Source organism: Planktothrix paucivesiculata PCC 9631 (assembly GCF_900009265.2).
GTDB lineage: Bacteria > Cyanobacteriota > Cyanobacteriia > Cyanobacteriales > Microcoleaceae > Planktothrix > Planktothrix paucivesiculata.
Window position 1 is genome coordinate 1 of record NZ_LR735009.1, and the last position, 25,343, is coordinate 25,343.

The following is a 25,343-nucleotide window of genomic DNA, read 5'->3' on the forward strand; positions in this document are numbered from 1 at the left end:
ATTACCCATTACCCTGTTACTGAGCGAAGTCGAAGTATTACCCATTACCCATTACCCATTACCCATTACCCATTCCCTTCTATACATTATTTCTGAATCGAACCATCCGGCATAATTGCCCCTTGAAAATTAGCTCCTTTCTTGTCTGCTCCAGTTAAATCGGCTGAGTTCAAATCCGCATCTTTAAAGGTGGCTCCATTCAGTTTAGCATTATTCAGTTTAGCTCCTCGAATAAATGCCCCGGTCAGATTCGCTTGACTCAAATTAGCATCGGTTAAATTAGCTTGATTTAAAGTAGTTTCACTTAAATCTGCCCCCGTTAAATTAGCCCCGGTAAAATCAACAGTATCTAAAAATGCTCCCTTGAGATTCACTCCTTTTAAATCCGCTTGACTAAAGTTAGAATTATTCAGTTTAGCGCCCGTTAAATTTTGCCCTTGCAAACTTTTTCCACTAAAATCACATCCAAAACATTCTTGATCTTGACCTAACTGAACTTGAGCCGCTGGTTTTTGGCAACCCGTAACAGTTAATAATAACAGACTAAAACCGACAATCGTTACCTGAGTAAAAGCTTGTTTTTTTTGAACTTTCATGTTAGACATTTTAATTTTTAATTGCCCCAATATCGTCGCCAATGAAACAGATTTTCTGTCCAATCAAATAATACCCTATTTTGACGACGACGTTGATGTGTCCAAGCGATCGCACTTTGATGATAAACCTCGGAAAAGCTGGGAAAAATCGGGGGAAGTTCAGCTAAGATTTTAAGGTTTACCCCTTGACGAATTGCCAAAGCCAAGGTATTAATCAACTCACTCCCCTGGGAACCCACCACCGTAGCCCCTAAAAGTTTACCATTAGCTAAACCCACGAGTTTACAAAATCCCGTGATTTCTCCCGAAATTTGCGCCTGAGCGATCATGTTTAGGGATTGTCGCGATACAATCACTTGAGTTCCATAACGTCGTTTAGCTTGGGTTTCTGTTAACCCCACCTGTGCTAATTTGGGATCGGAAAAAATAGCCCAAGGAATGCCTTGATAATCAACCCGAAACCTTGGCCAGTATAGGGCATTTTTCAGGGCAATTTGTGCTTCATATTGGGCGATATGTTCAAAAGGATATCCCCCTAAAATTTGTCCACACCCATAAATTCTAGGATTAGTAGTTTGTAGTTTTTGATTCACCCATAAATTGTTTCCTTTAAAATCAACCCCGACCTCGCTTAAATTCCAGGATTCCACATCGGTTTGAGAACCATAATTGACTAAAATTTCATCAACTTCTAAAGCCGTATTTCCCGCTTGAATCCATTTTTTATCGGCAATTTTTTTAACCTGAATAATTGGAGTTTGGGTTAAAATCTTGACTCCTTCGGCTTCTAATTGACCCTGAATTAACTGTACCGCCTCGGGATCTGTCTGGGTTAAAATTTGAGTAGCTGAGGTAATTATGATCACCTCTAAACCCAAACGAGTAAAATATTGGGCTAATTCAATTCCTTTAGGATCACCGCCAATAATTGCTAAACTTTGGGGAATTGTTTCTGATAAATCCGGCAATTTTTCTAAAAACAAATCTAGGGTTTCTGGAGTGACAAATCCTGTGGATAATAACCCTTCAATGGGGGGAATTTTAGGGATGGAAGCTGGGGCTAATAAATAATTGCGCGATCGCAATATCCGATTATTAACTTTAAATCCCAAACCGGGAGATTTGATAAATTCACCCTCACCCACAATCACATCCACACCCCCAGCCCCTAACCGTTGATGGGAATAAATTTCCTCGCAATTGTTTCTAACCAAATCGACCCAAGGTTTAAGCGGTTTTCTCTTAATATTCGACCCGCCCCACACCGATATCGGTTCAAGTTTAGGGAGAGATAAAACCCTAGAAAATAACCCGGAATACGCCGTTTTTTCCGGTTCGACTAAAGCAATTCGCCCTTGCATTTGACTACCCAATAAGGCTGCATAGCGTCCCGTTAAATTCCCTCCTAAAATCACCAAATCATAATCCAACATACAAAAACCAGTTATCAGTTATCAGTCATCATTTGTAGGGGCGGGTTCATTAAAATTTAAGTGATTAACCAAGATATAAAAGAACCCGCCCGTACCAGTTATCCGTCCAAAACCCATTACCTATCACCTATTACCTATTACCCATTACCCATTACCCATTATTTCTGAGCCACCACAAATTGAGAAGACAGCAATTCCAAAGCGGCTTGATATTGGTGATCTGCCTCCGTTGCTACTTGATTTCTGAGTAACGGCTCCGAAGGAATCACGCGATCGGGCATAATTCCTAATTTGTTAATATCAGTATGATTGGGTGTTTCATACTTAGCAACTGTCACCGCTAATCCCGAACCATCGGATAAATCAAATAAGGATTGAATTAACCCCTTGCCAAAGGTTTTTTCCCCCACTAAAGTTGCTCGATGATTGTCATGTAAAGCACCGGATAAAATTTCACTGGCACTAGCAGTTCCTTGATTAACTAATACCACTAAAGGAGCTTGAGTTAAAGCCGAACCCACCGCTTCAAAACTTCCCAGTAACCCTTGACGATTAACAGTATAAACAATCGTCCCTTCATCTAACCAAAGTCGGGCAATTTCTATCCCCGATTGTAATAATCCCCCCGGATTATTTCTCAAATCTAAAATATAGGCTTTTGCCCCTTTTTTTTCTAAAGATTCAATTCCCTGGGCTACTTCTTCGGTAGCATTAGCACTAAATTGATTTAAACGAATATAACCTAATGGAGTCTCTCCCAAATCAGAACGCAGTTCGGTAATTACGGGGTTGAGGGCAATGCGATCGCGAACTAAAATAATATTTTTCGGGGTTTTGTGGTCAGGGCGTAATACAGTTAAAGTCACTTGACTTCCCCTGGGCCCTCGCATCTGCGCCGCCGCTTCATCCAGAGTTAACTCAGAGGTCGCCAAGCCATCAATTTTCAAAATCCGATCCTGGGGTTGAATACCCGCCGCCTCTGCGGGAGAACCATCAATAGGGGCAATAACGGTTAAATTTCCGGTTTCCCCGTCCTGGGCAATTTGTAATCCTACCCCCATCAATTCCCCGGAGGTACTCACCCGTAAACTGCGATATTGATCCGGTCGTAATAACCGGGTAAACGGGTCATCCAAGCTGGCTAACATCGTCTCAATGGCAGAATATGTCTCCTCGCGGTTTTTTAAGGGTTGCCGGATGAGTTTCTCGCGGATAGACCACCAGTTTTGATGGTTGAAACTTTCATCCACATAGGCGCGATTAATAATTCGCCAACTTTCACTCAAGATTTTTTGGTCTTCGGTCAAGGCCAGAACCGGATTTGTCCAAGTGATCCAGATTAAGCTAACTTGCAGAATAATTAGAAATGCGATCGGGAAAACGCGCTTGTACATGGTAGTGATTTAACCTTGTTTTTAAATTAGATGGGGGGATCAACCGATTTAAGACCTTTCACAGCTTGATTTTCAGCCTCAGCCCTGGGGGATTCGATCCGGGACAGGTTGATTCCCGACTTTTGTGAAAATTGAGTTGAAGTTATGTTACATTTTTTATGGTAGGGGAGAACACGCAAGTCTTTTAGCCTAAGCTGTCAATCGGATGAAACCGACCCCCTGTTCCTTATAGTGATGGCTTGTTGATTGCCAGAGTTCTCTGGCTTCAGATAGTCCCATCTGAAGATATCGATTCATGATGTCTTAAAGGAATAATAATAGGCAGCCATTTATTTTTAGGAATTCTAGCTTCATGTTTTCTAAGGGAATCAAAGAATCTCAGACTTTCAAGTGGTTTGATGAGCGACTGGATATCCAAGCACTTGATGATGACATTTCGAGTAAGTATGTACCCCCTCATGTCAACATCTTTTATTGCTTGGGTGGAGTCACTTTAGTTTGCTTTTTAATCCAGTTTGCCACTGGATTTGCGATGACGTTCTATTATAAACCGACCGTCACAGAAGCTTTCACTTCCGTTCAATACATTATGACGGATGTGAGCTTTGGTTGGTTAATTCGCTCTATCCATCGCTGGTCTGCCAGCATGATGGTGTTAATGATGATCCTGCACGTTTTCCGCGTTTATCTCACCGGCGGTTTCAAAAAACCCCGGGAACTCACCTGGATCACGGGTGTGGTTTTAGCGGTGATTACCGTTTCCTTTGGGGTAACGGGTTATTCTCTGCCTTGGGATCAAGTCGGTTACTGGGCTGTGAAAATTGTATCCGGGGTTCCTGAAGCGATTCCCGTTGTCGGTTCAACCATTGTGGAACTGATGCGGGGTGGTACGGCCGTTGGTCAAAGCACCCTAAGCCGTTTCTACAGCTTACATACCTTTGTCTTGCCCTGGCTGATTGCGGTCTTTATGTTAGCCCACTTCCTGATGATTCGGAAGCAAGGGATTTCTGGCCCCCTCTAAATTTCAGGGATGGGCTAGGGTTTGGTTGATCGCTACTCCTGCATCGGTGGTCATTTCGAGAAAGTTAACTTTTCTCTAACGGTTTGGGAGTAGCTTTTGTTAAACTCAAAAGACTAGCAATAATCGGTTAAATTTTCCCAGAAGGAGCGTATTTTAATTATGTCCATCTTAAAAAAGCCGGATCTCAGTGATCCAGTTCTTCGCGCTAAATTGGCTCAAGGCATGGGTCACAACTACTATGGTGAACAGGCTTGGCCGAATGATTTGTTATATACGTTCCCGGTTGTGATTTTGGGAACCTTCGGTTTAGTGGTGGCGTTATCTGTTCTTGACCCCGCCATGATTGGAGAACCCTCTAATCCTTTTGCCACCCCGTTAGAAATTTTACCCGAATGGTATCTCTGGCCAACGTTCCAAATTTTGCGGGTTGTTCCCAATAAATTGTTAGGAATTATGTTGATGTCTTCGATTCCCGTGGGTTTAATTGCGGTTCCTTTGATTGAGAACGTTAATAAGTTCCAAAACCCCTTCCGTCGTCCTGTGGCAACGGCTGTTTTCTTATTTGGAACTTTAGTAACCCTGTGGTTAGGAATTGGTGCCGCCCTTCCCATTGATAAGTCTTTAACTTTGGGATTTTAGGCGACATCCTCCTAAAATTTTTGATGATATGATACCTGTGCGGTTTACCGGGATAGCGTGTTAGGCTAGGTCTGGGAGCATCACAGGTATCCTTTTTTATGGAAACAAGAAGGAAAGACAAAATACAACAACAATATTATTCTTGAAACCTAGCTATGTTATTAAACAAATACCCAAATTTAGATCAAAATCGTTTACTTTGGTGCTTTTTAGCGGTTTTTTCCTGTGAAGGTGGGATTCAATCCTATGTTAAAGATATATTAGAGGCGTGCCAAACTATTAAACCTATTTCGCCTTCCTCAAGCCTTAATATTAATCCCCAGAATCAGGTTTTAATTTTACGCGATCATCCCGGATGTCCTAACCCTTTGGAAACCCCATCCAGTTCGTTTCAATTTGGGTATTTTAAATCTCAAAATCCTGTCTGGGGAAGGATTAAATTAGCGACCGCTTTACTCACCTATGCCCTGCAATATCGCCCTCGACGGGTGCTGTGTGGTCATATTAATTTAGCTCATTTAGTGCAAACAATTTGTCAACCCTTGGGCATTCCTTACACCGTATTAACCTATGGTAAAGAAGTCTGGGAACCCCTGCCGAAAAAATATCAAAAAGCCCTGCAAAATGCTGATCAAATTTGGACAATTAGCCGATATAGTCGGGATCAAGCCTGTGCTGCTAATCAGTTAAATCCCGATCAGTTTCAAATGTTACCCTGTATGGTGGATGGGGAAAAATTTACCCCCGGCCCCAAACCCCAGGACTTAATCCAACGCTATCATTTACAGGATTCCCGGGTATTAATGACCGTTGCCCGTTTGTGGAAAGGTGATCCCTATAAGGGAGTTGATGTCACGATTCGCGCCCTGTCTCAAATTGCCCAAGTTTTTCCTGATGTCAAATATTTAGTTATTGGTCGGGGGGATGACCAACCTAGATTACAACAGTTAGCGCAGGATTTAGGGGTCAGCGATCGGGTCATTTTTGCCGGATTTGTTCCCACCGAGGAATTAGTCGATCATTATCGGGTGTGTGATGGTTATGTTATGCCCTCTCAAGAAGGGTTTGGGATTGTTTATTTAGAGGCGATGGCCTGCGAGAAACCCGTAATTGCCGGGGATAGCGATGGTTCGGCCGATCCCTTGCAGGATGGAAAATTGGGCTGGCAAGTGCCTCACCGCGATGTAGAGGCCGTTGCAGAGGCTTGTATTCAACTACTCAAGGGTGAGGATCAACGCTGTAATGGCCCTTGGTTAAGGCAACACTGTTTAGCAAGTTTCGGAAAACCCGCCTTTGAGGGCCGAGTCCAGGAGTTGCTGGATCAAAAAGTAGTATCATAGACATTAAAATATCAAAGTTCAAATTTTTAAGAGTTCCATCAGATTAAATCTGGCTTGAATAATTAAGGAGATAGCTGTGAACCAAGAGCGGTTCAAAACTCTACAAATCAGACTTTCTGGTTTGACTAATTGGCTGATTACTTTAGCTGTAATTGGCATTTTAATTTCTATTGGTCTGGGTTGGTTAGTCAAGGGCGTTCTGATTTTAATTGCGGTAATTGCGATTACTCCGATTTTGGTCATTTTGGGTGTGCAGTGGTGGTTAAAACGCAATTTAATTCAAGATCAATGTCCGGTTTGTGGCCATGAATTTCCAGCCTTTAATAACACTCAATTTCAATGTCCTAACTGTGGAGAACCGTTAAAAATTGAACAGTGGCGTTTTAGTCGGTTGACTCCTCCAGGGACTATTGATGTGCAAGCGGTTGATGTTTCAGTTCAACGGTTAGAAGATTAAATTAAATTCATTGAATAAAACAAAGGAGCATATATTCATGTCTGAAGATAAAGCAACTATTTTAGTGACCGGAGGAGCGGGTTATATTGGTTCCCATGCCGTTTTAGCCCTACAAAGTTGCGGGTATAATGTGATTATTCTCGATAATTTAGTTTATGGACATCAAGACTTAGTGGAAACGGTCTTAAAAACGGAATTAATTATTGGGGATACTAATGATCGTCCGTTGCTCGATAAGTTATTTTCCAGTCGCAAAATTGATGCGGTCATGCACTTTTCTGCCTATGCTTATGTGGGGGAATCTGTCACCCATCCTGATAAATATTATCGCAATAATGTGGTGGGAACTTTAACGTTATTGGAAGCGATGAAAGAGGCAGGAATTAATAAATTTGTGTTTTCCTCAACCTGCGCTACCTATGGAGTTCCTGAAATTGTTCCCATTCCTGAAGATCATCCACAAAATCCAATTAATCCCTATGGCGCAACTAAATTAATGGTAGAGAGAATTCTATCGGATTTTGATGTCGCCTATGATTTTAAATCCGTACGTTTCCGTTATTTTAACGCCGCCGGAGCCGACCCAGAAGGGTTATTAGGAGAAGATCATAATCCCGAAACCCATTTAATTCCCTTAACGTTATTAGCGGCATTAGGAAAACGAGATTCTATTTCGATTTTTGGAACCGATTATCCCACACCCGATGGCACTTGTATTCGAGATTATATTCACGTTACCGACTTAGCAACCGCCCATATTTTAGGGTTAGAATATTTATTGAATGGCGGAAAAACGGATGTTTTTAATTTAGGAAATGGGAAAGGATTTTCTGTTAAAGAGGTGATAGAAACCGCTAGGGAAGTTACGGGAAAAGAGATTAAAGTGATTGAATGCGATCGCCGCCCCGGAGATCCACCTAGTTTAGTTGGAAGTGGGGAAAAAGCCCGAACAATATTAGGTTGGAATCCCCAATATCCCGATCTTCAAAATATTATGACCCATGCTTGGAATTGGCATCAAAAACGACACACCTAACCGTAGTAAGCCCTTCAGGGCTTTCTTTCTAATATTAGGATCAGAAACCGTGTTTCTAACAAAATATGTCTATTTTTAATAAAAACTATCTCAGAAACCCGGTTTCTCAATGGGATGACTAGGACGAAGCCCTGAAGGGCTTACTACAATGATTAATTACCTAGATTTGATATGAATGAATCTTTAGAACAGATAATCAGATTGTCACAGAAAAGTGGTAAGATGGAAAAATGAATTCAAGGTTGTTTTATGTCAAATCCTGAATTATTGGCGCAACTGCAACAGTTATCCCGTGCGGAGAAGTTTCAAATGATGCAGTTTTTAACGGCTGAATTGGCGAAAGAAGAAGGAATTATAATGGGTAATGAAGCAGCAGAAATTATTAGTGCAGTGCATACGTCTAATGGTGCAGCAGAACAATTGATGCAGTTACTAGAAATAGAACAAAAGCAAACTCAAAATGTTTAATAGTAGGCGATATTCTTTTCAACCTAAACGGGATGAGTTTGGCGTTTTAGCCGATGTTCCGTATTTGCCTTTAACATTAACTTATCAAAATCGTTCGGTTGAGATTATGGGTTTGCTCGATACAGGAGCTAGTGTAAATGTTCTGCCGTATAATATTGGAATACAATTAGGGGCTATTTGGGAAGAACAAAGATTTTCTATTGCTTTAGCGGGTAATTTAGCAAGTGCTGAAGCAAAAGGGTTATTAATTTTGGCAACAGTAGGGGAGTTTGAGCCAGTTCAGTTAGCTTTTGCTTGGACTAGGGTAAATAATATTCCAATTCTTTTAGGGCGGACTAATTTTTTTACAGAGTTTGATGTTTGTTTTTATGGATCACAGTTAGCGTTTGAAGTGTGTCCTAAGTTTAGGGATAGTTGAGATTATTAAGTTTCTAACATAGTACGTTGTAACCAAGTCATAATAGTTTGAATTAGGTGCGGGTCTTGGGGTGAGAAGGTTGGAATATTAGGATGGGGTGAGTCGGTGATATCGGTGGCGGATTTCGTGAAATCCTTGGGGTAGTGGTAAGATAGAAAAATGAATTCAAGGTTGTTTTATGTCAAATCCTGAATTATTGGCGCAACTGCGGCAGTTATCCCCTGCTGAGAAAGTTGAAATGATGCAGTTTTTAACGACCGAATTAGCGAAAGAAGAAGGTTTAAATTCATTAGATAATGAGGTTGTTTATCGTCTTTGGTCGCCTTATGATTATGGTGACGCTGCTCAGAAATTAATGAGCTTATTAGAACAAGAAGAAGCGAAAGAAAATGCGAAATGCTAAACGATTTTCTTTTATCGAACGAAGGAATCAAGTAGGAGAGGCTAATGTTTTTCCTTGTGTGCCCATAACTTTAAGCTATGGTGATTGTGTTTTAGAAGTTGTTGGTTTGTTAGATACGGGAGCGAGTCTTAATATTTTACCGTACCATGTTGGTTTAGCGTTAGGAGCGGTTTGGGAGGAGCAAACACTTTCAATTCCGTTAGCAGGTAATCTTGCGCCAGTGGAAGCAAGGGGTTTAGCTGTTGTAGGACAAATTAGCGATTTTCCACCTGTTCGTTTAGCTTTTGCTTGGGCTAAATCTAACGATCCGCCTATTATTTTAGGTCAGTTAAACTTTTTTCTGGAGTTTGATGTCTGTTTTTATCGTTCACAATTAGCGTTTGAAGTGTGTCCTAAGTTTAGGGATAGTTGAGATTATTAATCTTATAAAATAGTCCTTTGTAGCCAAGTCATAATAGTTTGAATTAAGTGCGGATCTTGGGGTTTTGCTTCTTCGTAGAAAATGTATCCCCAGAACAGAAACCGGGTTTCTTAATTAAATCTTGGGTAAGCTGCCAAAACTGTCTCAGAAACCCGGTTTCTTATCTTCTCAAGTCTCCTCTAACCAAGTTTGAATCGCAGATAACAGATTAGGTTGATGGGGGGGAAAGCCTTTTAACGGTGCTTCTAGGGATTTGTCCGTTAGCCAAGCAATAGACAGAATATTGGTGAGTTTGTGGCAAAAGGCAATAAGTTCATCGGTGGGATGTTCGCAATGGGTGACCAGAAGGTTGAGTTTCGGTTGATTTCGGGTGAGTTTGAGTTTTTTCAGGTGTTCACGCAGTTTGCTGGCGGTGGTGACTTCTTGAGGATAGTCCTGATCAGGAAAGGCTTTGTCCCAGATGAGTTGACAAAGGGTTTGGGCAATTTCGCTGGTGTCGGTTTCGGTGGCTAGGATATAGGCATTAAGGCAAAAAATCGGCAGGTTTTGCAGTTGCAGGGAAAGGTCTAGCTGTTTATTTTCCAGGTTTTCAACGGTTGAATTATTCCCCACTGGAGTCTGGTCTGGGACTTCGGGATGGGGAGTGGTGGGGGGATGATCCCATGCTTGATGAAATTCGGGATAGGGCAGGTTGGCTGCACATTTCCAAAGGACTTTGTAGCATTCATCAAATCGCCTAAAGTCGTTTTGGTAAACTTCATCGCTGAGGCTATCTTTTAAGGCTGAGACGACCCCTGCATATTGTTTGGGTGTGGTTAATATCTTTTGCAAACTCTCAGCAGCCAGCCAACGAGCCAATCCATCCTCAGTATTTTCGATAACTTTGACCAAAGCAGCAATGGCTTGAGGATTTCCTGGGTCGATTTTCCCTAAACTCGCAGCAACCCGCCAACGGGTATCCTCATCCTCAGTATTTTCGATAACTTTGACCAAACCACCAATGACTTGAGGATTTCCTGGATCGATTTCCTCTAAACTTTCAGCAGCCTGCCAACGGGTAAATTCATTCTCAGTATTTTCAATAACTTTGACCAAACCAGCAATGGCTTGAGGATTTCCTTGTCCGATTTCCTCTAAACTTTCAGCAGCCCGCTTACGGGTATCTTCATCCTCAGTATTTTCGATAAGTTTGACCAAAGCAGCAATGACTTGAGGATTTCCTTGTCCGATTTCCCCTAAACTCTCAGCAGCCAGCCAACGGATATCTTCATCCTCAGTATTTTCGATAAGTTTGACCAAAGCAGCAATGGCTTGAGGATTTCCTGGGTCGATTTTCCCTAAACTATCAGCAGTCCGCCAATGGGTAAATTCATTCTCAGTATTTTCAATAACTTTGACCAAACCAGCAATGACTTGAGGATTTCCGGGATCGATTTTCCCTAAACTTTCAGCAGCCCGCTTACGGGTAAATTCATTCTCAGTATTTTCGATAACTTTGAACAAAGCAGCAATGACTTGAGGATTTCCTGGGTCGATTTTTCCTAAACTATCAGCAGCCTCCCTACGGGTAGATTCATCCTCAGTATTTTCGATAACTTTGACCAAAGCAGCAATGACTTGAGGATTTCCTGGGTCGATTTTCCCTAAACTTTCAGCAGCCCGCCAATGGGTAGATTCATCCTCAGTATTTTCGATAAGTTTGACCAAAGCAGCAATGGCTTGAGGATTTCCTTGTCCGATTTTCCCTAAACTATCAGCAGCCCGCTTACGGGTATATTCATTCTCAGTATTTTCGATAACTTTGACCAAAGCAGCAATGACTTGAGGATTTCCTGGGTCGATTTTCCCTAAACTTTCAGCAGCCCGCCAATGGGTAGATTCATCTTCATTATTTTCGATAAGTTTGACCAAAGCAGCAATGACTTGAGGATTTCCTTGTCCGATTTTCCCTAAACTCTCAGCAGCCAGCCAACGGGTATATTCATCCTCAGTAGTTTGGATAAGTTTGACCAAAGCAGCAATGGCTTGAGGATTTCCTTGTCCGATTTTCCCTAAACTTTCAGCAGCCCGCCAATGGGTAGATTCATCCTCAGTATTTTCGATAACTTTGACCAAAGCAGCAATGGCTTGAGGATTTCCTTGTCCGATTTTCCCTAAACTTTCAGCAGCCTGCTTACGGATATATTCATCTGGGCAATTTTCAATAATTTTAATAAGTTCTGTAATAGCGAGTGGTCGAATCGTTTCTGGTATCGTCTTTCTCGTCCCTTCTTTAATCGGATCGATAAAATTTTGCCATTCCTGTTTCTCAATATTAAAATAACCAAACCCCCACGTCACCACTTGCCTAACAATATCTAAAGCGAGGGAACAAGCCTTAAATTCATTAATTACTGCTGCTGCTAGAAAATAGGCTTGATATTCATAAAAATATATTACTCCATCTTTAAAATCAACCAACTCTTGAATAAATTCCTCTTTCTTCTCACTTGCAATATCTCGCCCCAACCACAACAAAATCACCTGCTTCCACTGCGGTTCAAAAATCCGATATTCCTTCCCCGCCACCGGAAAATTAACATGATTCGGAGGTAAAAAATAATCCCAATCATCTACAGTTAACGCTGCAAAATACTCCTGAAAAGTCGCATGATAAAAATCAAAAATAAACTGACCTCGTTGATCTTTACCCACTCGGTTCAGCCAGCCTAACTGCAAGGCTATATAGCATAAAGATTGATCATCAAGTTCTTCACCTAAATACTTTTCAACTAAGGCTTGAGACAGGCGAAAACGCTCTTGCGGTAAATCAAGGGCAGCTTTTGCTAATTCCCCAAGTTGTTGATTTAGCTGCTTTTTTAAAGCGGTAATATTTGTTTGGCAACGTTCTGCACAATCTCTTAGTTCCTGCAAATTTTGATTCCAGCCATAAAACTTTTTCAGATAATTTTCGTATAATTGAGCTTGCGTCTCTGGTAAAGTCCCATCCCAAGTTATGCAGAGCAAGGTTAGGCGTAAAGGATTCCGCACCAAATCTAGCAACCTTTCCTGTCCGGGTTGGTGTAGTGCTTGAATCAAAGAATCGGCAAGACTAGGCAAAGATGCAGTCATGGGCGACATTATAAATCAAATCCTGTGAGAGAATTAGCTAATATCCTTCAGTTTGATTATGCACGTCATCACTCGTAAACGTCTCAATGAATTTGCGACAAAGTACCCAGATGCAAAAAGTGCATTAGCTCGTTGGTATCAAATTGTCAAAGCAGAGACATTTAATTCCTTCGCTGAACTCCGCAGGGAATTTCCTAGTGCTGACCAAGTTGGTAATCTTACTGTCTTCAATATTGGCGGTAATAAAGTCCGCTTGATTGCTGCCATTCATTATAATCGACAAAAGCTTTATATTCGAGCAGTGCTTACCCACACAGAGTACGATCGAGGAACATGGAGGCAGTCAAAATGTTGAGTATAGATGAAACCCAAAAACTATGGCAACCCTTAGCCAATAGATTAATCATTCCCCAGGATGAAGCAGGTTATCAACGGCTTGTGGAATGGCTCGATCAACTGATTGATGAAGTTGGCGAAAACGAACAACATCCCCTCGCCTCACTCATGGATATTCTCGGTGTTTTAATCGAGCATTATGAAAATGAGCATATTCCTGAACTTCAAGACTGAAGTTAATTTTGAGTTTTCCCAAACCAACGCCGGATAAATAACTCAACTTGCTCTACTTCAAAGGGAAGATTCCGAAACACATCAAACCCCGAAAAACCATTCTTATCCGCTTCCCAAACATTCACCCGACAAGTCACCACCACTCGCGCCGCTTGCACCCATCCCCCCAACAGTGCGGAAACATGGCCGGTTTCTACCCTCGATGTCATTTCATCTAACCCATCTAACAATAACCAAATCCGTTCTTTCTGTTGGGTGAGTTCGTCAATTGTGAGGCTTTTACCTGTTTGTTTCAGCCAGATTTCTTCGATATATTGGGAAACTGTTGGTTGGGTTAAATCTGCCAAAGATATCCAAATTGGCAACCCCAAATCTTGCTCTAAAATCCAATCGGCAATTTTCTGTAACCGCGTGGTTTTCCCCGAACCAGGTTCGCCAATAATTGCTATTTTTCGCCCTTGACTAATTTGGCTTTTCCCTTGTCGCAATACATCCTCAAAAAGGCATTCTTCCGCAATGGGAATAAGTTTTTCTCCTTCCTTTTCTTCCTGCTGATTTCTTGAGGGAAGTTTGGGCGGTTTGCTTTCAACAATTGCTAAAGGAACATATACATCCAGTTGCGGTGTCACCCCGTAGGCGTTAGTAAATGGGTAGGTAGTGGGTTGCTTTTGTTGCGCCAGGTTTTGACGACAAATTTCTTGCCAATCTTCTAACGTCAAGGATTTGGGGTTGAGAATATCAATAATTTTTTGCACATTTTGGTCAGTGCGATTAACCACTGAGAGCATATCTGTCATCGTCAAAGCAACCTGCTCTTGTCCAACTCCAATCTCTGTTAAACTTGCATTAATGGTTGGTAAATATTCTAATTCAAAAGCTCTATAGGCACGGTCATTAGTTTTTAATTGCTCGACAAAATGAGCGTATATTCTGGCAAATAAATTAGTCTGTATTTGATTTTGGTAATCTGGTGGTATATCAGCAATTCCTTCTAAAGCTTGGCTAATTAGTCGGGTTTCTAATTCTTGTATCTGTTCTCCAATCGGTTTACCATGAGACAATAAGAGTTGCTCAATTTCTGCCGTATCTTGCAAAGGAGATGATATCTCTGTCTCGTCTTTGGCATTTTTTACCTGTTTTAACTCGGTTTTCCAGTATTCAATTTTTTGATCAAGTTCTGTCGGTAAATAAAGGCGAAATGACTCAATTCTTCCCGCTTTAAACTCTTGGGTAATTTCTAGTAACGCTTGCAAGTAAGCAATCTTAATCGCCTTTTGTAAGTCGTGATTAATGGGCTTTTCCCGATTTTTAAGCCTCTTTAAGAGAACTTTGACATCAAGGGGAGCCGTGACGATGTTGATCATCACGGGCAACAGAATCATGGAAAAAGGATCGATAACCATAATGCCAGAGGTATTGACAGCCCTGAAACATTTTAGCATTAAATTGTCAAGGCGCGTTACTTAAGGTTAATTTAATGTGCGATCGCAACAAAAAAAGTAATCTGGAATTTTAATGTTGATTATTGCCTATTTGTAGTAAGCCCTTCAGGGCTGACTCATCAATCCTAATTATGAGTAATAAATTTACCCGCAAATATGAATTAAGCCCTGAAGGGCTTACTACTTTCCATCAAATAAATAGAAAAATGTCAATCTTCTTAACATCAATTTCGGTCATTTTACAGCAAAATCATAGTATTGAGTAAACCATGATTTTATGAGTATAGTTCCTGCCGCCGTTAGTGATAAAAACCGCATCATTCCCCCGGAATTGAATGTCCCGCCTCGTCTGTTGTTGGGGCCAGGGCCATCTAATGCCAACCCACGGGTATTACAAGCGCTGGCGATGTCCCCCATCGGACACCTTGACCCCTATTTCCTGCAACTGATGAACGAGGTACAAACCCTACTGCGGTATGCTTGGCAAACCGATAACCCCATGACTATCCCCATGAGTGGCACCGGAAGCGCTGCCATGGAAGCGACCCTAGCTAATATTGTTGAACCGGGGGACGTGGTTTTAGTCGGGGTGATGGGGTATTTTGGCTATCGGTTAGTGGATATGGCCGGCCGTTATGGGGCTGATGTGCGAAAATTAGTGAAACCCTGGGGGCGGGTATTTAGTTTGGAAGAACTGCGCCAAGGGCTAGAAACCCATCGTCCCAAGGTCTTAGCCATTGTTCATGCGGAAACCTCGACGGGTGCTTGTCAACCCTTGGAAGGGTTAGGTCAATTGTGTCGAGAATTTGATTGTTTATTATTAGTAGATACCGTCACCAGTTTAGGCGGTGTACCTCTATTTTTAGATGCTTGGGGTGTGGATTTATCCTATAGTTGTAGTCAGAAAGGCCTAGGCTGTCCCCCGGGTTTAGGGCCGTTTACCATGAGTCCTCGCGCCGTTGAAATCTTAAAAAATCGTCCGACAAAAGTGGCGAATTGGTATTTAGATGTTTCTCTACTTTCCCAATATTGGGGTCAGGATCGAGTCTATCATCATACCGCCCCCGTTAATATGAATTATGGGTTGCGAGAAGCCCTGAGAATTTTAGCCCAAGAAGGATTAGAAGCCAGTTGGAATCGTCATCTAACTAATGCTAAATTATTATGGGAGGGGTTAGAGGAGTTAGGATTAGTTTGTCATGTTCATGAAGATTATCGTTTACCGACTTTAACAACGGTTCGTATTCCTGAAGGAGTGGATGGAAAAGCAATTTCCCGTCAACTTTTGACCGAATATAATATTGAAATTGGCAATGGTTTAGGAGAATTGGCGGGTCAAGTTTGGCGAGTGGGACTGATGGGATATAATAGCCGTCCTGAAAATGTGCTGTTATTATTATCGGCTCTAAAACGGGTATTAAACCGTTAACTCAGGCAAAAAAAACTGGGTTTCTTGGGCTTCTGGCTACCGCATTTCTCAATTACAGGACTTACGCATCACCGCTATCAATAGTAGGGGTAATTCATGAATTACCCCTGCATCTAGGGTTACATCCCTCAATTTGCGTAAGTCCTGAATTAGTTTCTCTGAATGTCCAAGGTTTTCACCGTTAAGACTTGGGGCGGAGTGGCATCGGGAGGATAAATCAACTCCACTCCTACGGTACGAGAGCCCCCGGCGGGTAAATTTAAGGTAACTAACCCTTCCCCCTGCTGTCCCTGACGTTGGACAAGGTGAAAATAACGCTGTTGGGTTTGTCCAAAATCATCAACATAACTCAGTCGCACCGTCCCTCGGAAAAATACCTGTCCCTGGGGTGGTTCGATAAAGGTTAATCGATTCGATGCGACGTTTTGTTTAAACGGAGTTTGAATTGATAAACTCACCGTTTGGGATTGCGACGTAGAATTATATAAGGGTAAAGTGAGGTTATAACGCACCCCGTAATTGCCGTGAGCACGCAAAGCCGTATCTGGATAACGAGCTAATAAAGGTGCGCTTTGAACCTGCTGGGTTCCTAATGTTGCCGTCGATACCGTACTTAAAGGATAGGAAAAAGCCGATCCCCGATAGGGAAGGGTTAAATAATTCATCCCGGGACGGTCTACCACTGTTCCCGTCCATTCAGAGCCTACAGATACCCCGGCCACACGACCATAAACCTTTTCTCCGGTATAGACATTTTCCCCGGGAGTTGGGATCACATCTCGGGGTTCAGCGAGTTTTCCTAGATTTAAAAAATCCTGCCATTGGCTAAAAAGTGAGGTAGGGGAGGTTAAAAAAGGAGTCGGGGAAAACCTCGGAATAGGGGGGATCATCGGAGAACCCGCCGGGGGATTAAATCGCACTAAATTCGCTATATGTACGGGGCCGTTACTTTGTAATCGGAGGAGGGTTGAGCGGGCACTGGCCGTGGGAATCGGCAAACTAAATAACATTTGGGTTTGTTGGGGCCCAATCATTATTTGTTCAGGAAAGCTGCGTTGATGTCTTCCCCGCAACATATCCCCCGCCACCCGAGACCCGGGCCCAGAAAACACCCGACCCTGGGGGTCTTCCACCATGGAGGGGAGTTCCACAAAAGGCGCGTCCGGTGAGGTCACATAACTCACCCCTTGGAGAATATTAACAGTCACCGGTCGAGAACTGGGATTATAAACTAATACGCCTTGATATAAAGTTTGTTGTTTATTAATCGGACGGGCAATATGATGGGAAAAAAATTCAAACTCGCCACTAATTGGAACATTTAGATGGGCATTCGGGAATTTTTTAGCGGTTTGGGGAAAGGTAGATAATAAAATTCCTTCCCCTTTAACAACTTCGGGACTATTACTATTAAAAACTGGAATTTCATTGAGTTGTCCCGGCAAAACCCGGATTTCTTGCGCTTGGGTAATATATCGTTTCCCTGAATTTGGAGGGGGAATAGTAATAATTTCTGCTAAAACCAATGGGGGAGTAAAGGGAAACATAAGATATAGAACTAGCCATTGTATTATAACAAAATAAAAGGCTTACTGTAGAGATCCCAACCCTTCTCTACAGTAAACATAATCCTAAATTAACCGGGATTGCGCCAGGAAACTTTAGGCATAATTTGGGTATTATCAACCCGATGCTTATACTTAATGGCAAAATTCAACAAAGAATCTAACAAAGAATCAGAGAGAAAATGAGGTTGTAATCCTAAATCCAATAGATTAGTATTTTTAGCGTTGAAATAATGATCTTCTAATTCAACACGAGGATTAGGAATATTCTCAATTTCCACATCTAAACCCAAGGCAATTCCTGCTTGTTTTACCATCAGGGCTAAGTCACCGACGCTATGCAATTCAGTAAACTGATTAAAGACTCGGAATTGTCCCACATCGGCGGGATTTTCTAGGGCTAATTCGATACATCGTACCGTATCCCGAATATCCAAGAAAGCTCTAGTTTGTCCGCCTTTTCCATAGACCGTTAAGGGATGACCAATGGCGGCTTGAATGCAAAAACGGTTTAAGGCCGTTCCAAACACGCCATCATAGTCGAGACGGTTAATTAAAAGTTCATCCATCCCGGTTTCTTCTGTTAACACCCCATAAACCACTCCTTGGTTTAAATCCGTCGCCCGCAGACCCCAGATTTTACAGGCAAAATGGATATTATGGCTGTCATGAACTTTGGATAAATGATAGAAACTCCCCGGTTGTTTGGGATAGGGTAAAGTATCCTTACGACCGTTATGTTCGATGGTAATATAGCCTTCCTCAATATCAATATTGGGGGTTCCATATTCTCCCATGGTTCCTAACTTCACCAAATGACAATCAGGGAAATGTTCCCGCATTGCATACAACAGATTTAGGTTCCCAATTACGTTGTTCGCTTGAGTCAAAACCGCGTGTTCTCTATCAATCATCGAGAAGGGTGCAGAACGTTGTTCTCCGAAGTGAATAACGGCCTCGGGTTGAAACTTGAGTAAACTCTTAATCAGGAAATCGTAGTTATTGATATCCCCAATAAATAGGTCAATGGATTTTCCGGTTAAATCTTGCCAACGCTGAATTCGTTGCTGAATCGGAGCAATGGGAGTTAATGTATCAATACAAAGCTGTTGATCCCAGTGACGTCGAACTAAACTATCCAGAATACCGACTTCATAGCCACGATTGGATAAATACAATGCTGTCGCCCAACCGCAGTAGCCATCACCACCAATAACCAGGACTTTCATAAATACACTTGTTGAATCTTGATCTGCTAATACTCGGTAAATTTATCAGGAAAGGGGGTCAAATTTTTACCTCGTCCGCAAAACTTGTCCAGCGCACGAATTGAAATGGCCCAGCCAAGGCGCCCCACAGTTGTTCATCGGTTTCGGGGTCGTGTCCTCGGTCGTGACTAATAAAGTGGTGTTCGTCAATTTCAAATTCACTGGCTAAATAGGTGACTTTCCCTTTGCGTTCTACCATACATCCTTTACCGGGTTCGACTTCCCCTTTAAAACCCTTTCCTGTCCAATGGGTAATAAAAGAACATTGTTCCATTTTTTTCAATCGTTCTTTTGTTAACCCTTGAAGTTTTTCCGGTTCCCGGGATGCACCATGGAATTCGGCCTCATTTTCGATCACATAATTCTCAATTTCAATATGATTTTCTACCACAACTAATTTTAATACCCGCACTCGATAGGGTTGTTTTAAGTTAATATCATAGGCCTGTTCTAAATACAAGCTCACCCCATCTAATAATTCCGTTGGTAGGGGACGCATACACACCCGAATATGGGCAAAAAACGGCGGGTTTTCAAAGGCTTGGGCTTGGTTACTAAAGTCCGCCGCCATTAATTTCGCTAGTTTGAGAATATCAGTGGAATGAGTCATGACGTTTATCAAAGTTGCTTAACTTCGTTTTTTAGGATACAACGGAATCAGAAATCAGGAGAAAAAATTTCTAATCTCTTATGTTATCTGATCTCAAACTGAATAAGAAAAACTCAGTTCCATCATTTTGATGATTTAAAATTACTAAACTTTGACTGCCATCGGGTAAACGAGATCCTAGGGTCATTCCGGTTAAATTGGGGACAGTTATTCCTATGTCTTGTAAATCTAATAATAGTTTTTTTCGCACGGGTTGGATTTTGCTTAAGTCTCCTTTTAAACTTGCAATGCGGGAGGTATCCGTTGCATCTCCGGTGAATAATTGATAAATTTTTCCACTGTCTCCCGATTGTTCTAAACTTAGAAAAATTCCGCTTTGACCTGCTACAATATTAACTAACTTTTGAGAGGTTTTATCTAAAAGATAGAGGGTTTCAGAAACCAAAAAAGATGCTCGATCTGCTATTACATAATGTAATAATCTTAATTTAGTTTCATCCTCTGGATCTCGATCTTGAATTAATGGTTTTTCGGTGACAGTAAATAACCGAAAGGGATCTCGACCATCGGGACTAAACCCATCGGGAGAAATAGTTAAGCCTTTAAAGCCGAATTGGGGTTCTATTCCTCGAATTTGTTCAGAGTCGTTGAATTGGGGAAGATAAAAGGAGGAAAGGGGAACTGTATTTTTCAGTTGTCCGGTTGTTAAATCATATTCGGCAATAGACGGAGTAAGCTCGGATTTTTCTAAAGTTTTTGTGGAAATAAAAACGGAATTTCGAGGAGAAAAGGCAATACTATCGGGATAAATATTAGTGTCCGATAGGGGTTGATTTTGTTGATTTTTGAGAATAGTTGAATTTTCTAGGCTGATATCTTGTAAATTCATCGACCCGGAAGGGTTTAAATCGAATTTGATGGTCTGGATTTTTGCGGAAGCATCGGTTAACCCATAAAACCTAATTCCTTCATCCGTGGGGCTTCCATAACCGGGTATTTTGTAGGTTAGGGATGAAAAATTACCGACGGGTTGATCATTAAATATAAGGGATTTTGAGAGTTCATATTTCCCTAAAAAGTTTAGAGATAAATCAACAAAAATCCGAGATTCCGCCGATACTTGGGGAACGGAACAAGCTGTTAAAAAGACAAAGCTACAGCCTAAAACCATCAGACTTTGAACCCATTTTTTCCAAACTCTCAACTTTCTCTCCTCCCTAACGCTCCGATTCTGATTATCCCATATTATTGCTTTTTCGGTCAATTCAGCCCAGCAAAACTGATTTGATGGTTTGCAAAAGGGGAAAAATAGTTATACAATAATAGATTATATTTTAAATATTAAGGCTCTAATTTTATGATTAATCTAAAGACTCGCAGTATTCAAAGACTAAACTTTATTTTAATCCCGGTTTTTATCCTATTATCAGGTGGGGTTAATCTGGAAGTTGCGATCGCTCAAAAAGAAAAACAAACCGAACCCGAAAAACCTCTCCTAGATGATTTTTCCCCTAACCCATTATTCAGTAAAGAACCCGATCCTTTACTCCCTGCACCTCCCCCCGAGGGTCAAGTTTTGGGTCAAAGTCAACAACAAATCTTAGAACCTGAATTAGTTAAACTCAATGCAGAAGCTACAGGATTATTAGCTGCTGGAAATATTCCGGGGGCTTTTGAATTATGGAATCGAGAGTTAAGAATTCGTCGTTATTTTGGATTAGCTCCAGAAATTGCTGCTTTAAATCGTATCGGTTTAATTGCTTGGAATAATAGTCAGCGACTATATATAAAGTTTATCACAGAACGTCTGGATCAAATTGTAAAAAAACTTAATACGGAAAAGATTAATGATCTTAAATTATGGGAATCCTTGGGATTAACCTTTAAGAATATTAGAGCTAAAAATCAATCTTTAATTGTCTATGAATCTTTATTAGCAACTGCTAATCAAAGCGATGATATTTTAGCTGAGGAACAATATTTAAACGAAATTGCTCAAATTTATATGATGTGGTTAGATTATCCCAATGCAGCAGAAACCTATGAAAAATTGTTAGAATTACAACAGGAAATCCGCGCCATTCAAGGGGATATTCTACCTGCTCAACCCCAACCCGCTACCGCCGAAAATCCTAACCCCACACCCCCGGCGAGTCAGGTAAGATCGCTACAACAATTAGCTTTTATTTATGAACAAATTGCAGAATATTTAAAGGCTATTGCTGTGAAAGAAAGACTGGTAGGCTATTATGCAACTCAGCAAAATTTATTAGCAATTCCAGAAATTAAATTAGGAATTGGTGGGAATTATGAAAAATTAGGACAATTTGAACAAGCGGGAGCAACCTATCAAGAAGCCTATAGTATTGCTGCCTCTATTCAACAGTTTGATAACGCTAGTGAAGCCTTGGGAAGACTGGGTAAACTTTATCGCTCTCAAAATCAAATTAAAACGGCTTTAGACATTTATCAAGCCCAAGTTTTAGTCAATCAACAAGGGTATAATTATTATGGCATGATGAATGCCTATGATCAAATTGGGGATATTTATTTATCACAAAAAGCCTATCAATCTGCGATCGCAGCCTTCCAACAAGGACTAGCATTAGCCCAACAGTTAAAATACCGTGAGGATTATTTTGTTAAAAAAATTGATACCGTTAATCGTCAAATGAATCGTTAAATTTTCCCAGCAGTAGAGGTAATTCATGAATTACCCCTACTGCCTAAATCCTTAAAATAATTGCCAAAGATAGGCAAAAAAAATCGCGGTAATTGCCCCAATTAAAGTATTAATAAAATTAACAACTTCATTGGTTAACCATGTCCATTTCGTTTGTAAGGTTGCACCAATCACACTTTCCAAATTAGTCGCAACAAACGCCGCAATTACACTCCAAAGGATTCCCCAAACATCAATTAAACCCAGACTCCAAGCCAACACAGAAACCACAATAGAAGCCCCAACCCCCGCCAAGGTTCCTTCTAAACTGACCGCCCCTTCTGTCCCCCTAGGAACGGGTTTTAAGGTAGTAATTAAAAAAGTCTGTTGACCGTAGGCTTTGCCAATTTCGCTGCCACAGGTATCGGATAATTTGGTACTAAAACTGGCAACATATCCTAATATTAATAGCGGTATCCAAGATTGTATTTCTATAAGATCAGGAAACCCTAGGGGTAGAAAAAAGACCCCTAACCCACATAACATCCCCGTTAAGGCCGAACCCCAGACATTTTCTGGCCCCCGAGCCCCCCCGCGTTTTTCCGCAATTCCAGCGGCTTCCTTTTGGGCTTTGCCAATTCGGGTGACACCCGAACCCACTAAAAAATAGAACACCACAATTAGATAACCCCGCCAACCCAAACACCCCCAAATTAACACCCCTAAGATCCAAGCATGAATCCATCCGGCGGGAGTTAATAACTTTTTGGCGGCAATTACCCCCAAACTAATTAAAACTGTATTTAAAGCGATCGCAAATACCCAAGGATTAAGCCACACTAATTCATAAATCATAATCGGATCTCAAAACCATGAACAAAACTTTATTCCATCTTGCCTTTCCCGTGAACAATATCGAAGAAACAAAAGCCTTTTATGGCGACGGGTTAGGCTGCGAAATCGGCCGGGAAAGCCGCAATTCTATCATTATGAACCTTTACGGTCATCAAATTGTGGCCCATGTCAGTCAAGAACCCCTAACGCCCCAAAATGGAATTTATCCCCGACACTTTGGCTTAATTTTTACGGCTGAAGCCGACTGGGAAACTCTCTTAGACGCCGCCCAACAAAAACACCTAAAATTTTACCAAGAACCCAAGCGCCGTTTCCCCGGTTTACCCACGGAACACCGCACTTTCTTCTTAGAAGATCCGTTTTATAATCTATTAGAATTCAAATATTACTGTCATCTTGAAGCCGTGTTTGGCTGTAATGAATACGCCCAGGTGGGAGACGTTTAAACCCCTATTTTGTTACCCGTTATCCCCTTAAAGGGTAGCGGGTGTTCCTGAAGGATTTAAGGTTTTTAGCGGTGAATTTAAGGCTTTCTCGACTAGGACTAAAGATTTATTATCAGTCACCATCCAAGCATGAAGAAAAACATTAACCGTGAATTCTTGACCGATAGGCATTTGCGAACTTTGGGCGGGAACAATCATCCCATCCAAAGGTGTCCAAATTGAGGTAAAATTGATCGAGTTTAGGATTTCTAAATCCCGATTTAAGTCTTGTAAAAACGGACTATTAGAACGCATTTGAGAGGCGGCTAAGGTGGGGTAAAGATATCCCGTTAAAGTGCCGTGATGGGGAGAAGAAATCGTGATCAGCCGTTGGACTCGTTCAATTCCTCCCAAGCGTTGGACATAATACCGACTAATAATTCCTCCCATACTAAACCCGATTAAATCAATCGGTTGTTCGGGGGCGAAAGTTTGGGTTACATAGGCTGCAATTTGTTGAGCTAAGGCTTCTAACCCAAATCGACCATCATTAGGAATCAGATTCAGACTATGAATATCCCATCCCTTTTTGGTGAGATAGGCGGTCATGGTTTTAAAAATCGCTTTGGTATCAAATATACCGTGAATCAATAAAACCGGATTGCGAGGGTTGCTATTATTCATCGGATTTAAAATTGGATTAAGTTAGTTCAAACTTAGACTATCACGGGAGATTCTGGATTGACCCCCGGGACAGTCCAGGGACTGGTTAAGATCAATGGCTCACTCCTATTCTGAGAAATTTGTAAATAAATGCAAACAGATGAGATATTTTTTACCAAAACCCAGGAAATTCGGGAGTTTTGTTCAAGCAGAATGTAACAATATGTAAATTTTTATAGACAAATCTTGCGTTTTTCCCTAGTCTGAATTTAGGGCTTAAGGCTTTCAACTTCCTAAAAATAACGACGGAGTAAGTATAATGTTAAATAAAATTTTCGGTTCTAAGAAAAAAGATGACTATTATTTAGAGTTTGGCGATGCTCAAGATAAAAAAGCACCCCCAGCCGAGTCTAAACCCGCACCCAAAGCGGAATCAGCCAAACCCGTAGAAGCCAAACCCCAAACGGCGGCCGTGGCTAAACCCCAAACTACAAGCGTTGCTCCTGCTGCCCCGAAACCAGCCCCCGCCAAGGAACCCACCCCCCTGAACACCCCGGTTAAAACCCCTGCTGGGATGAACTTTTCTACGGAATATTTAATGCCCCAAGCCTCCACCCCCCGTCGTCGGCCCGGGCCGAGTCTGGGAATGTTTACCGATATGGCCAATCAAATGAATCGCTCCTAACTTGGTCTTTTGGGCTGAGGGCTTCGAGGCCATAGACTAAGCTAACAAACCCAGAAAGTCCCAAGGGTTCAAAATAACTTCCACAACCATTAACCTCCCTAGCTATCTGCATTAGGCTAGGGAGGTTAATGGTTTTTTGGGCTTTTGGGTGTTTTTGATCTTTAATGGGTTGACCCCAATTAATCTAATCGGCAATATGAGGCGTAATAAGCTGTTGCAAACAATATTTAAGATAGAATAGACTTGTGTGATTAATCAATTAATATTGGAACCCTGAGTGCCAAGGGTGCTAAATAATCTACTTAATTTTGATAGGCTAATCAACAATGCACCAAGTGCCTACCGACTCATGACGGTGCTATCGTTGATTTGTTGCTGTCATCAACTTGAGAATTTTGTAGGCGACTGACATCACTTCAGTCTCTTTTCTGC

Annotated in this window: 27 protein-coding genes; 15 read left to right on the forward strand and 12 right to left on the reverse strand. The window is 41.5% G+C overall.

Annotated elements, in window-relative coordinates:
• Positions 1 to 86 precede the first annotated feature (86 nt).
• From PL9631_RS08280 to ctpA, 3 genes are all read right to left on the reverse strand, one after another.
• The gene (locus PL9631_RS08280) at positions 87 to 596 is read right to left on the reverse strand and encodes a pentapeptide repeat-containing protein (RefSeq protein ID WP_083618904.1); all 510 of its coding nucleotides are present in this window, start codon (positions 594 to 596) and stop codon (positions 87 to 89) included.
• Between the two features lie 17 nt (positions 597 to 613).
• Positions 614 to 2,029 carry a dihydrolipoyl dehydrogenase family protein gene (locus PL9631_RS08285; protein WP_083618906.1) on the reverse strand — a complete coding sequence of 472 codons (1,416 nt, stop codon included), beginning with the start codon at positions 2,027 to 2,029 and terminating at the stop codon, positions 614 to 616.
• Positions 2,030 to 2,187: 158 nt separating this feature from the next.
• Positions 2,188 to 3,423, reverse strand: coding sequence for a carboxyl-terminal processing protease CtpA (ctpA, locus tag PL9631_RS08290; RefSeq protein ID WP_083618908.1), 1,236 nt, complete (start codon positions 3,421 to 3,423; stop codon positions 2,188 to 2,190).
• Positions 3,424 to 3,775: 352 nt separating this feature from the next.
• Here ctpA and petB point away from each other — a divergent pair, with 352 nt between their 5' ends.
• The 7 genes from petB (at position 3,776) to PL9631_RS08325 (ending at position 8,802) form a co-directional block, all read left to right on the forward strand.
• Entirely contained in the window at positions 3,776 to 4,444 is a 669-nt protein-coding gene (gene petB, locus PL9631_RS08295) for a cytochrome b6 (protein WP_083618910.1), read from the forward strand.
• A 159-nt stretch (positions 4,445 to 4,603) separates the two neighbouring features.
• The gene (gene petD / locus PL9631_RS08300; RefSeq protein WP_083618912.1) at positions 4,604 to 5,083 is read left to right on the forward strand and encodes a cytochrome b6-f complex subunit IV; all 480 of its coding nucleotides are present in this window, start codon (positions 4,604 to 4,606) and stop codon (positions 5,081 to 5,083) included.
• Positions 5,084 to 5,238: 155 nt separating this feature from the next.
• Entirely contained in the window at positions 5,239 to 6,423 is a 1,185-nt protein-coding gene (locus tag PL9631_RS08305) for a glycosyltransferase (protein ID WP_083618914.1), read from the forward strand.
• Positions 6,424 to 6,499: 76 nt separating this feature from the next.
• Entirely contained in the window at positions 6,500 to 6,880 is a 381-nt protein-coding gene (locus PL9631_RS08310; protein ID WP_083618916.1) for a hypothetical protein, read from the forward strand.
• Positions 6,881 to 6,917: 37 nt separating this feature from the next.
• On the forward strand, positions 6,918 to 7,916 hold the full coding sequence (gene galE / locus PL9631_RS08315) for a UDP-glucose 4-epimerase GalE (RefSeq protein WP_083618917.1): 999 nt from the start codon (positions 6,918 to 6,920) through the stop codon (positions 7,914 to 7,916).
• Positions 7,917 to 8,165: 249 nt separating this feature from the next.
• On the forward strand, positions 8,166 to 8,384 hold the full coding sequence (locus PL9631_RS08320) for a hypothetical protein (RefSeq protein ID WP_083618919.1): 219 nt from the start codon (positions 8,166 to 8,168) through the stop codon (positions 8,382 to 8,384).
• Positions 8,377 to 8,802, forward strand: coding sequence for a hypothetical protein (locus PL9631_RS08325; RefSeq protein WP_083618921.1), 426 nt, complete (start codon positions 8,377 to 8,379; stop codon positions 8,800 to 8,802). The genes PL9631_RS08320 and PL9631_RS08325 overlap by 8 nt, the downstream gene beginning before the upstream one ends.
• A gap of 5 nt (positions 8,803 to 8,807) precedes the next feature.
• Here PL9631_RS08325 and PL9631_RS27365 read toward each other — a convergent pair whose 3' ends face one another.
• The gene (locus PL9631_RS27365) at positions 8,808 to 8,963 is read right to left on the reverse strand and encodes an NACHT C-terminal alpha/beta 1 domain-containing protein (RefSeq protein ID WP_407947579.1); all 156 of its coding nucleotides are present in this window, start codon (positions 8,961 to 8,963) and stop codon (positions 8,808 to 8,810) included.
• A 17-nt stretch (positions 8,964 to 8,980) separates the two neighbouring features.
• Here PL9631_RS27365 and PL9631_RS08330 point away from each other — a divergent pair, with 17 nt between their 5' ends.
• Both PL9631_RS08330 and PL9631_RS08335 read left to right on the forward strand, forming a co-directional pair.
• A complete protein-coding gene (locus PL9631_RS08330; protein WP_197046298.1) occupies positions 8,981 to 9,205 on the forward strand; it encodes a hypothetical protein in 225 nt (74 codons plus the stop codon).
• Positions 9,192 to 9,617 carry a hypothetical protein gene (locus PL9631_RS08335; RefSeq protein WP_083618925.1) on the forward strand — a complete coding sequence of 142 codons (426 nt, stop codon included), beginning with the start codon at positions 9,192 to 9,194 and terminating at the stop codon, positions 9,615 to 9,617. The genes PL9631_RS08330 and PL9631_RS08335 overlap by 14 nt, the downstream gene beginning before the upstream one ends.
• Before the next feature lie 177 nt (positions 9,618 to 9,794).
• Here PL9631_RS08335 and PL9631_RS08340 read toward each other — a convergent pair whose 3' ends face one another.
• Entirely contained in the window at positions 9,795 to 12,737 is a 2,943-nt protein-coding gene (locus tag PL9631_RS08340) for a HEAT repeat domain-containing protein (RefSeq protein WP_083618927.1), read from the reverse strand.
• A gap of 58 nt (positions 12,738 to 12,795) precedes the next feature.
• Between PL9631_RS08340 and PL9631_RS08345 the strand changes: the two genes are divergently transcribed.
• Positions 12,796 to 13,092 (forward strand): type II toxin-antitoxin system HigB family toxin, encoded by a 297-nt coding sequence (locus PL9631_RS08345; protein WP_083618930.1) that lies wholly within the window; start codon positions 12,796 to 12,798, stop codon positions 13,090 to 13,092.
• Entirely contained in the window at positions 13,086 to 13,307 is a 222-nt protein-coding gene (locus PL9631_RS08350; protein WP_083618932.1) for a hypothetical protein, read from the forward strand. Before PL9631_RS08345 ends, PL9631_RS08350 begins: the two co-directional genes overlap by 7 nt.
• Positions 13,308 to 13,309: 2 nt before the next feature.
• Here the strand turns inward: PL9631_RS08350 and PL9631_RS26665 are convergent, their stop codons facing one another.
• Entirely contained in the window at positions 13,310 to 14,710 is a 1,401-nt protein-coding gene (locus PL9631_RS26665; RefSeq protein ID WP_231516677.1) for an NACHT domain-containing protein, read from the reverse strand.
• A 316-nt stretch (positions 14,711 to 15,026) separates the two neighbouring features.
• Here PL9631_RS26665 and PL9631_RS08360 point away from each other — a divergent pair, with 316 nt between their 5' ends.
• Entirely contained in the window at positions 15,027 to 16,178 is a 1,152-nt protein-coding gene (locus PL9631_RS08360; RefSeq protein WP_083618936.1) for a pyridoxal-phosphate-dependent aminotransferase family protein, read from the forward strand.
• A gap of 149 nt (positions 16,179 to 16,327) precedes the next feature.
• Here the strand turns inward: PL9631_RS08360 and PL9631_RS08365 are convergent, their stop codons facing one another.
• The 4 genes from PL9631_RS08365 to PL9631_RS08380 form a co-directional block, all read right to left on the reverse strand.
• Entirely contained in the window at positions 16,328 to 17,725 is a 1,398-nt protein-coding gene (locus PL9631_RS08365; protein WP_083618937.1) for a DUF3370 domain-containing protein, read from the reverse strand.
• An 89-nt stretch (positions 17,726 to 17,814) separates the two neighbouring features.
• A complete protein-coding gene (locus PL9631_RS08370) occupies positions 17,815 to 18,972 on the reverse strand; it encodes an NAD-dependent epimerase/dehydratase family protein (protein WP_083618939.1) in 1,158 nt (385 codons plus the stop codon).
• A gap of 58 nt (positions 18,973 to 19,030) precedes the next feature.
• Positions 19,031 to 19,621 (reverse strand): chromophore lyase CpcT/CpeT, encoded by a 591-nt coding sequence (locus PL9631_RS08375; protein WP_083618941.1) that lies wholly within the window; start codon positions 19,619 to 19,621, stop codon positions 19,031 to 19,033.
• A 70-nt stretch (positions 19,622 to 19,691) separates the two neighbouring features.
• Positions 19,692 to 20,825, reverse strand: a complete 1,134-nt coding sequence (locus PL9631_RS08380; RefSeq protein WP_231516678.1) for an esterase-like activity of phytase family protein — start codon at positions 20,823 to 20,825, stop codon at positions 19,692 to 19,694.
• A 153-nt stretch (positions 20,826 to 20,978) separates the two neighbouring features.
• Here PL9631_RS08380 and PL9631_RS08385 point away from each other — a divergent pair, with 153 nt between their 5' ends.
• Positions 20,979 to 22,304 (forward strand): tetratricopeptide repeat protein, encoded by a 1,326-nt coding sequence (locus tag PL9631_RS08385; RefSeq protein ID WP_083618943.1) that lies wholly within the window; start codon positions 20,979 to 20,981, stop codon positions 22,302 to 22,304.
• Between the two features lie 51 nt (positions 22,305 to 22,355).
• Here PL9631_RS08385 and PL9631_RS08390 read toward each other — a convergent pair whose 3' ends face one another.
• Positions 22,356 to 23,138 (reverse strand): TIGR00297 family protein, encoded by a 783-nt coding sequence (locus tag PL9631_RS08390; protein ID WP_083618946.1) that lies wholly within the window; start codon positions 23,136 to 23,138, stop codon positions 22,356 to 22,358.
• Between the two features lie 17 nt (positions 23,139 to 23,155).
• On the opposite strand from PL9631_RS08390, the gene PL9631_RS08395 reads away from it, so the two are divergent.
• A complete protein-coding gene (locus PL9631_RS08395) occupies positions 23,156 to 23,584 on the forward strand; it encodes a VOC family protein (RefSeq protein WP_083618948.1) in 429 nt (142 codons plus the stop codon).
• Between the two features lie 27 nt (positions 23,585 to 23,611).
• Here PL9631_RS08395 and PL9631_RS08400 read toward each other — a convergent pair whose 3' ends face one another.
• Entirely contained in the window at positions 23,612 to 24,247 is a 636-nt protein-coding gene (locus PL9631_RS08400; protein WP_083618951.1) for a lipase family alpha/beta hydrolase, read from the reverse strand.
• 298 nt (positions 24,248 to 24,545) lie between these two features.
• Here PL9631_RS08400 and PL9631_RS08405 point away from each other — a divergent pair, with 298 nt between their 5' ends.
• Positions 24,546 to 24,911 (forward strand): hypothetical protein, encoded by a 366-nt coding sequence (locus tag PL9631_RS08405; RefSeq protein WP_083618953.1) that lies wholly within the window; start codon positions 24,546 to 24,548, stop codon positions 24,909 to 24,911.
• Positions 24,912 to 25,343 lie beyond the last annotated feature (432 nt).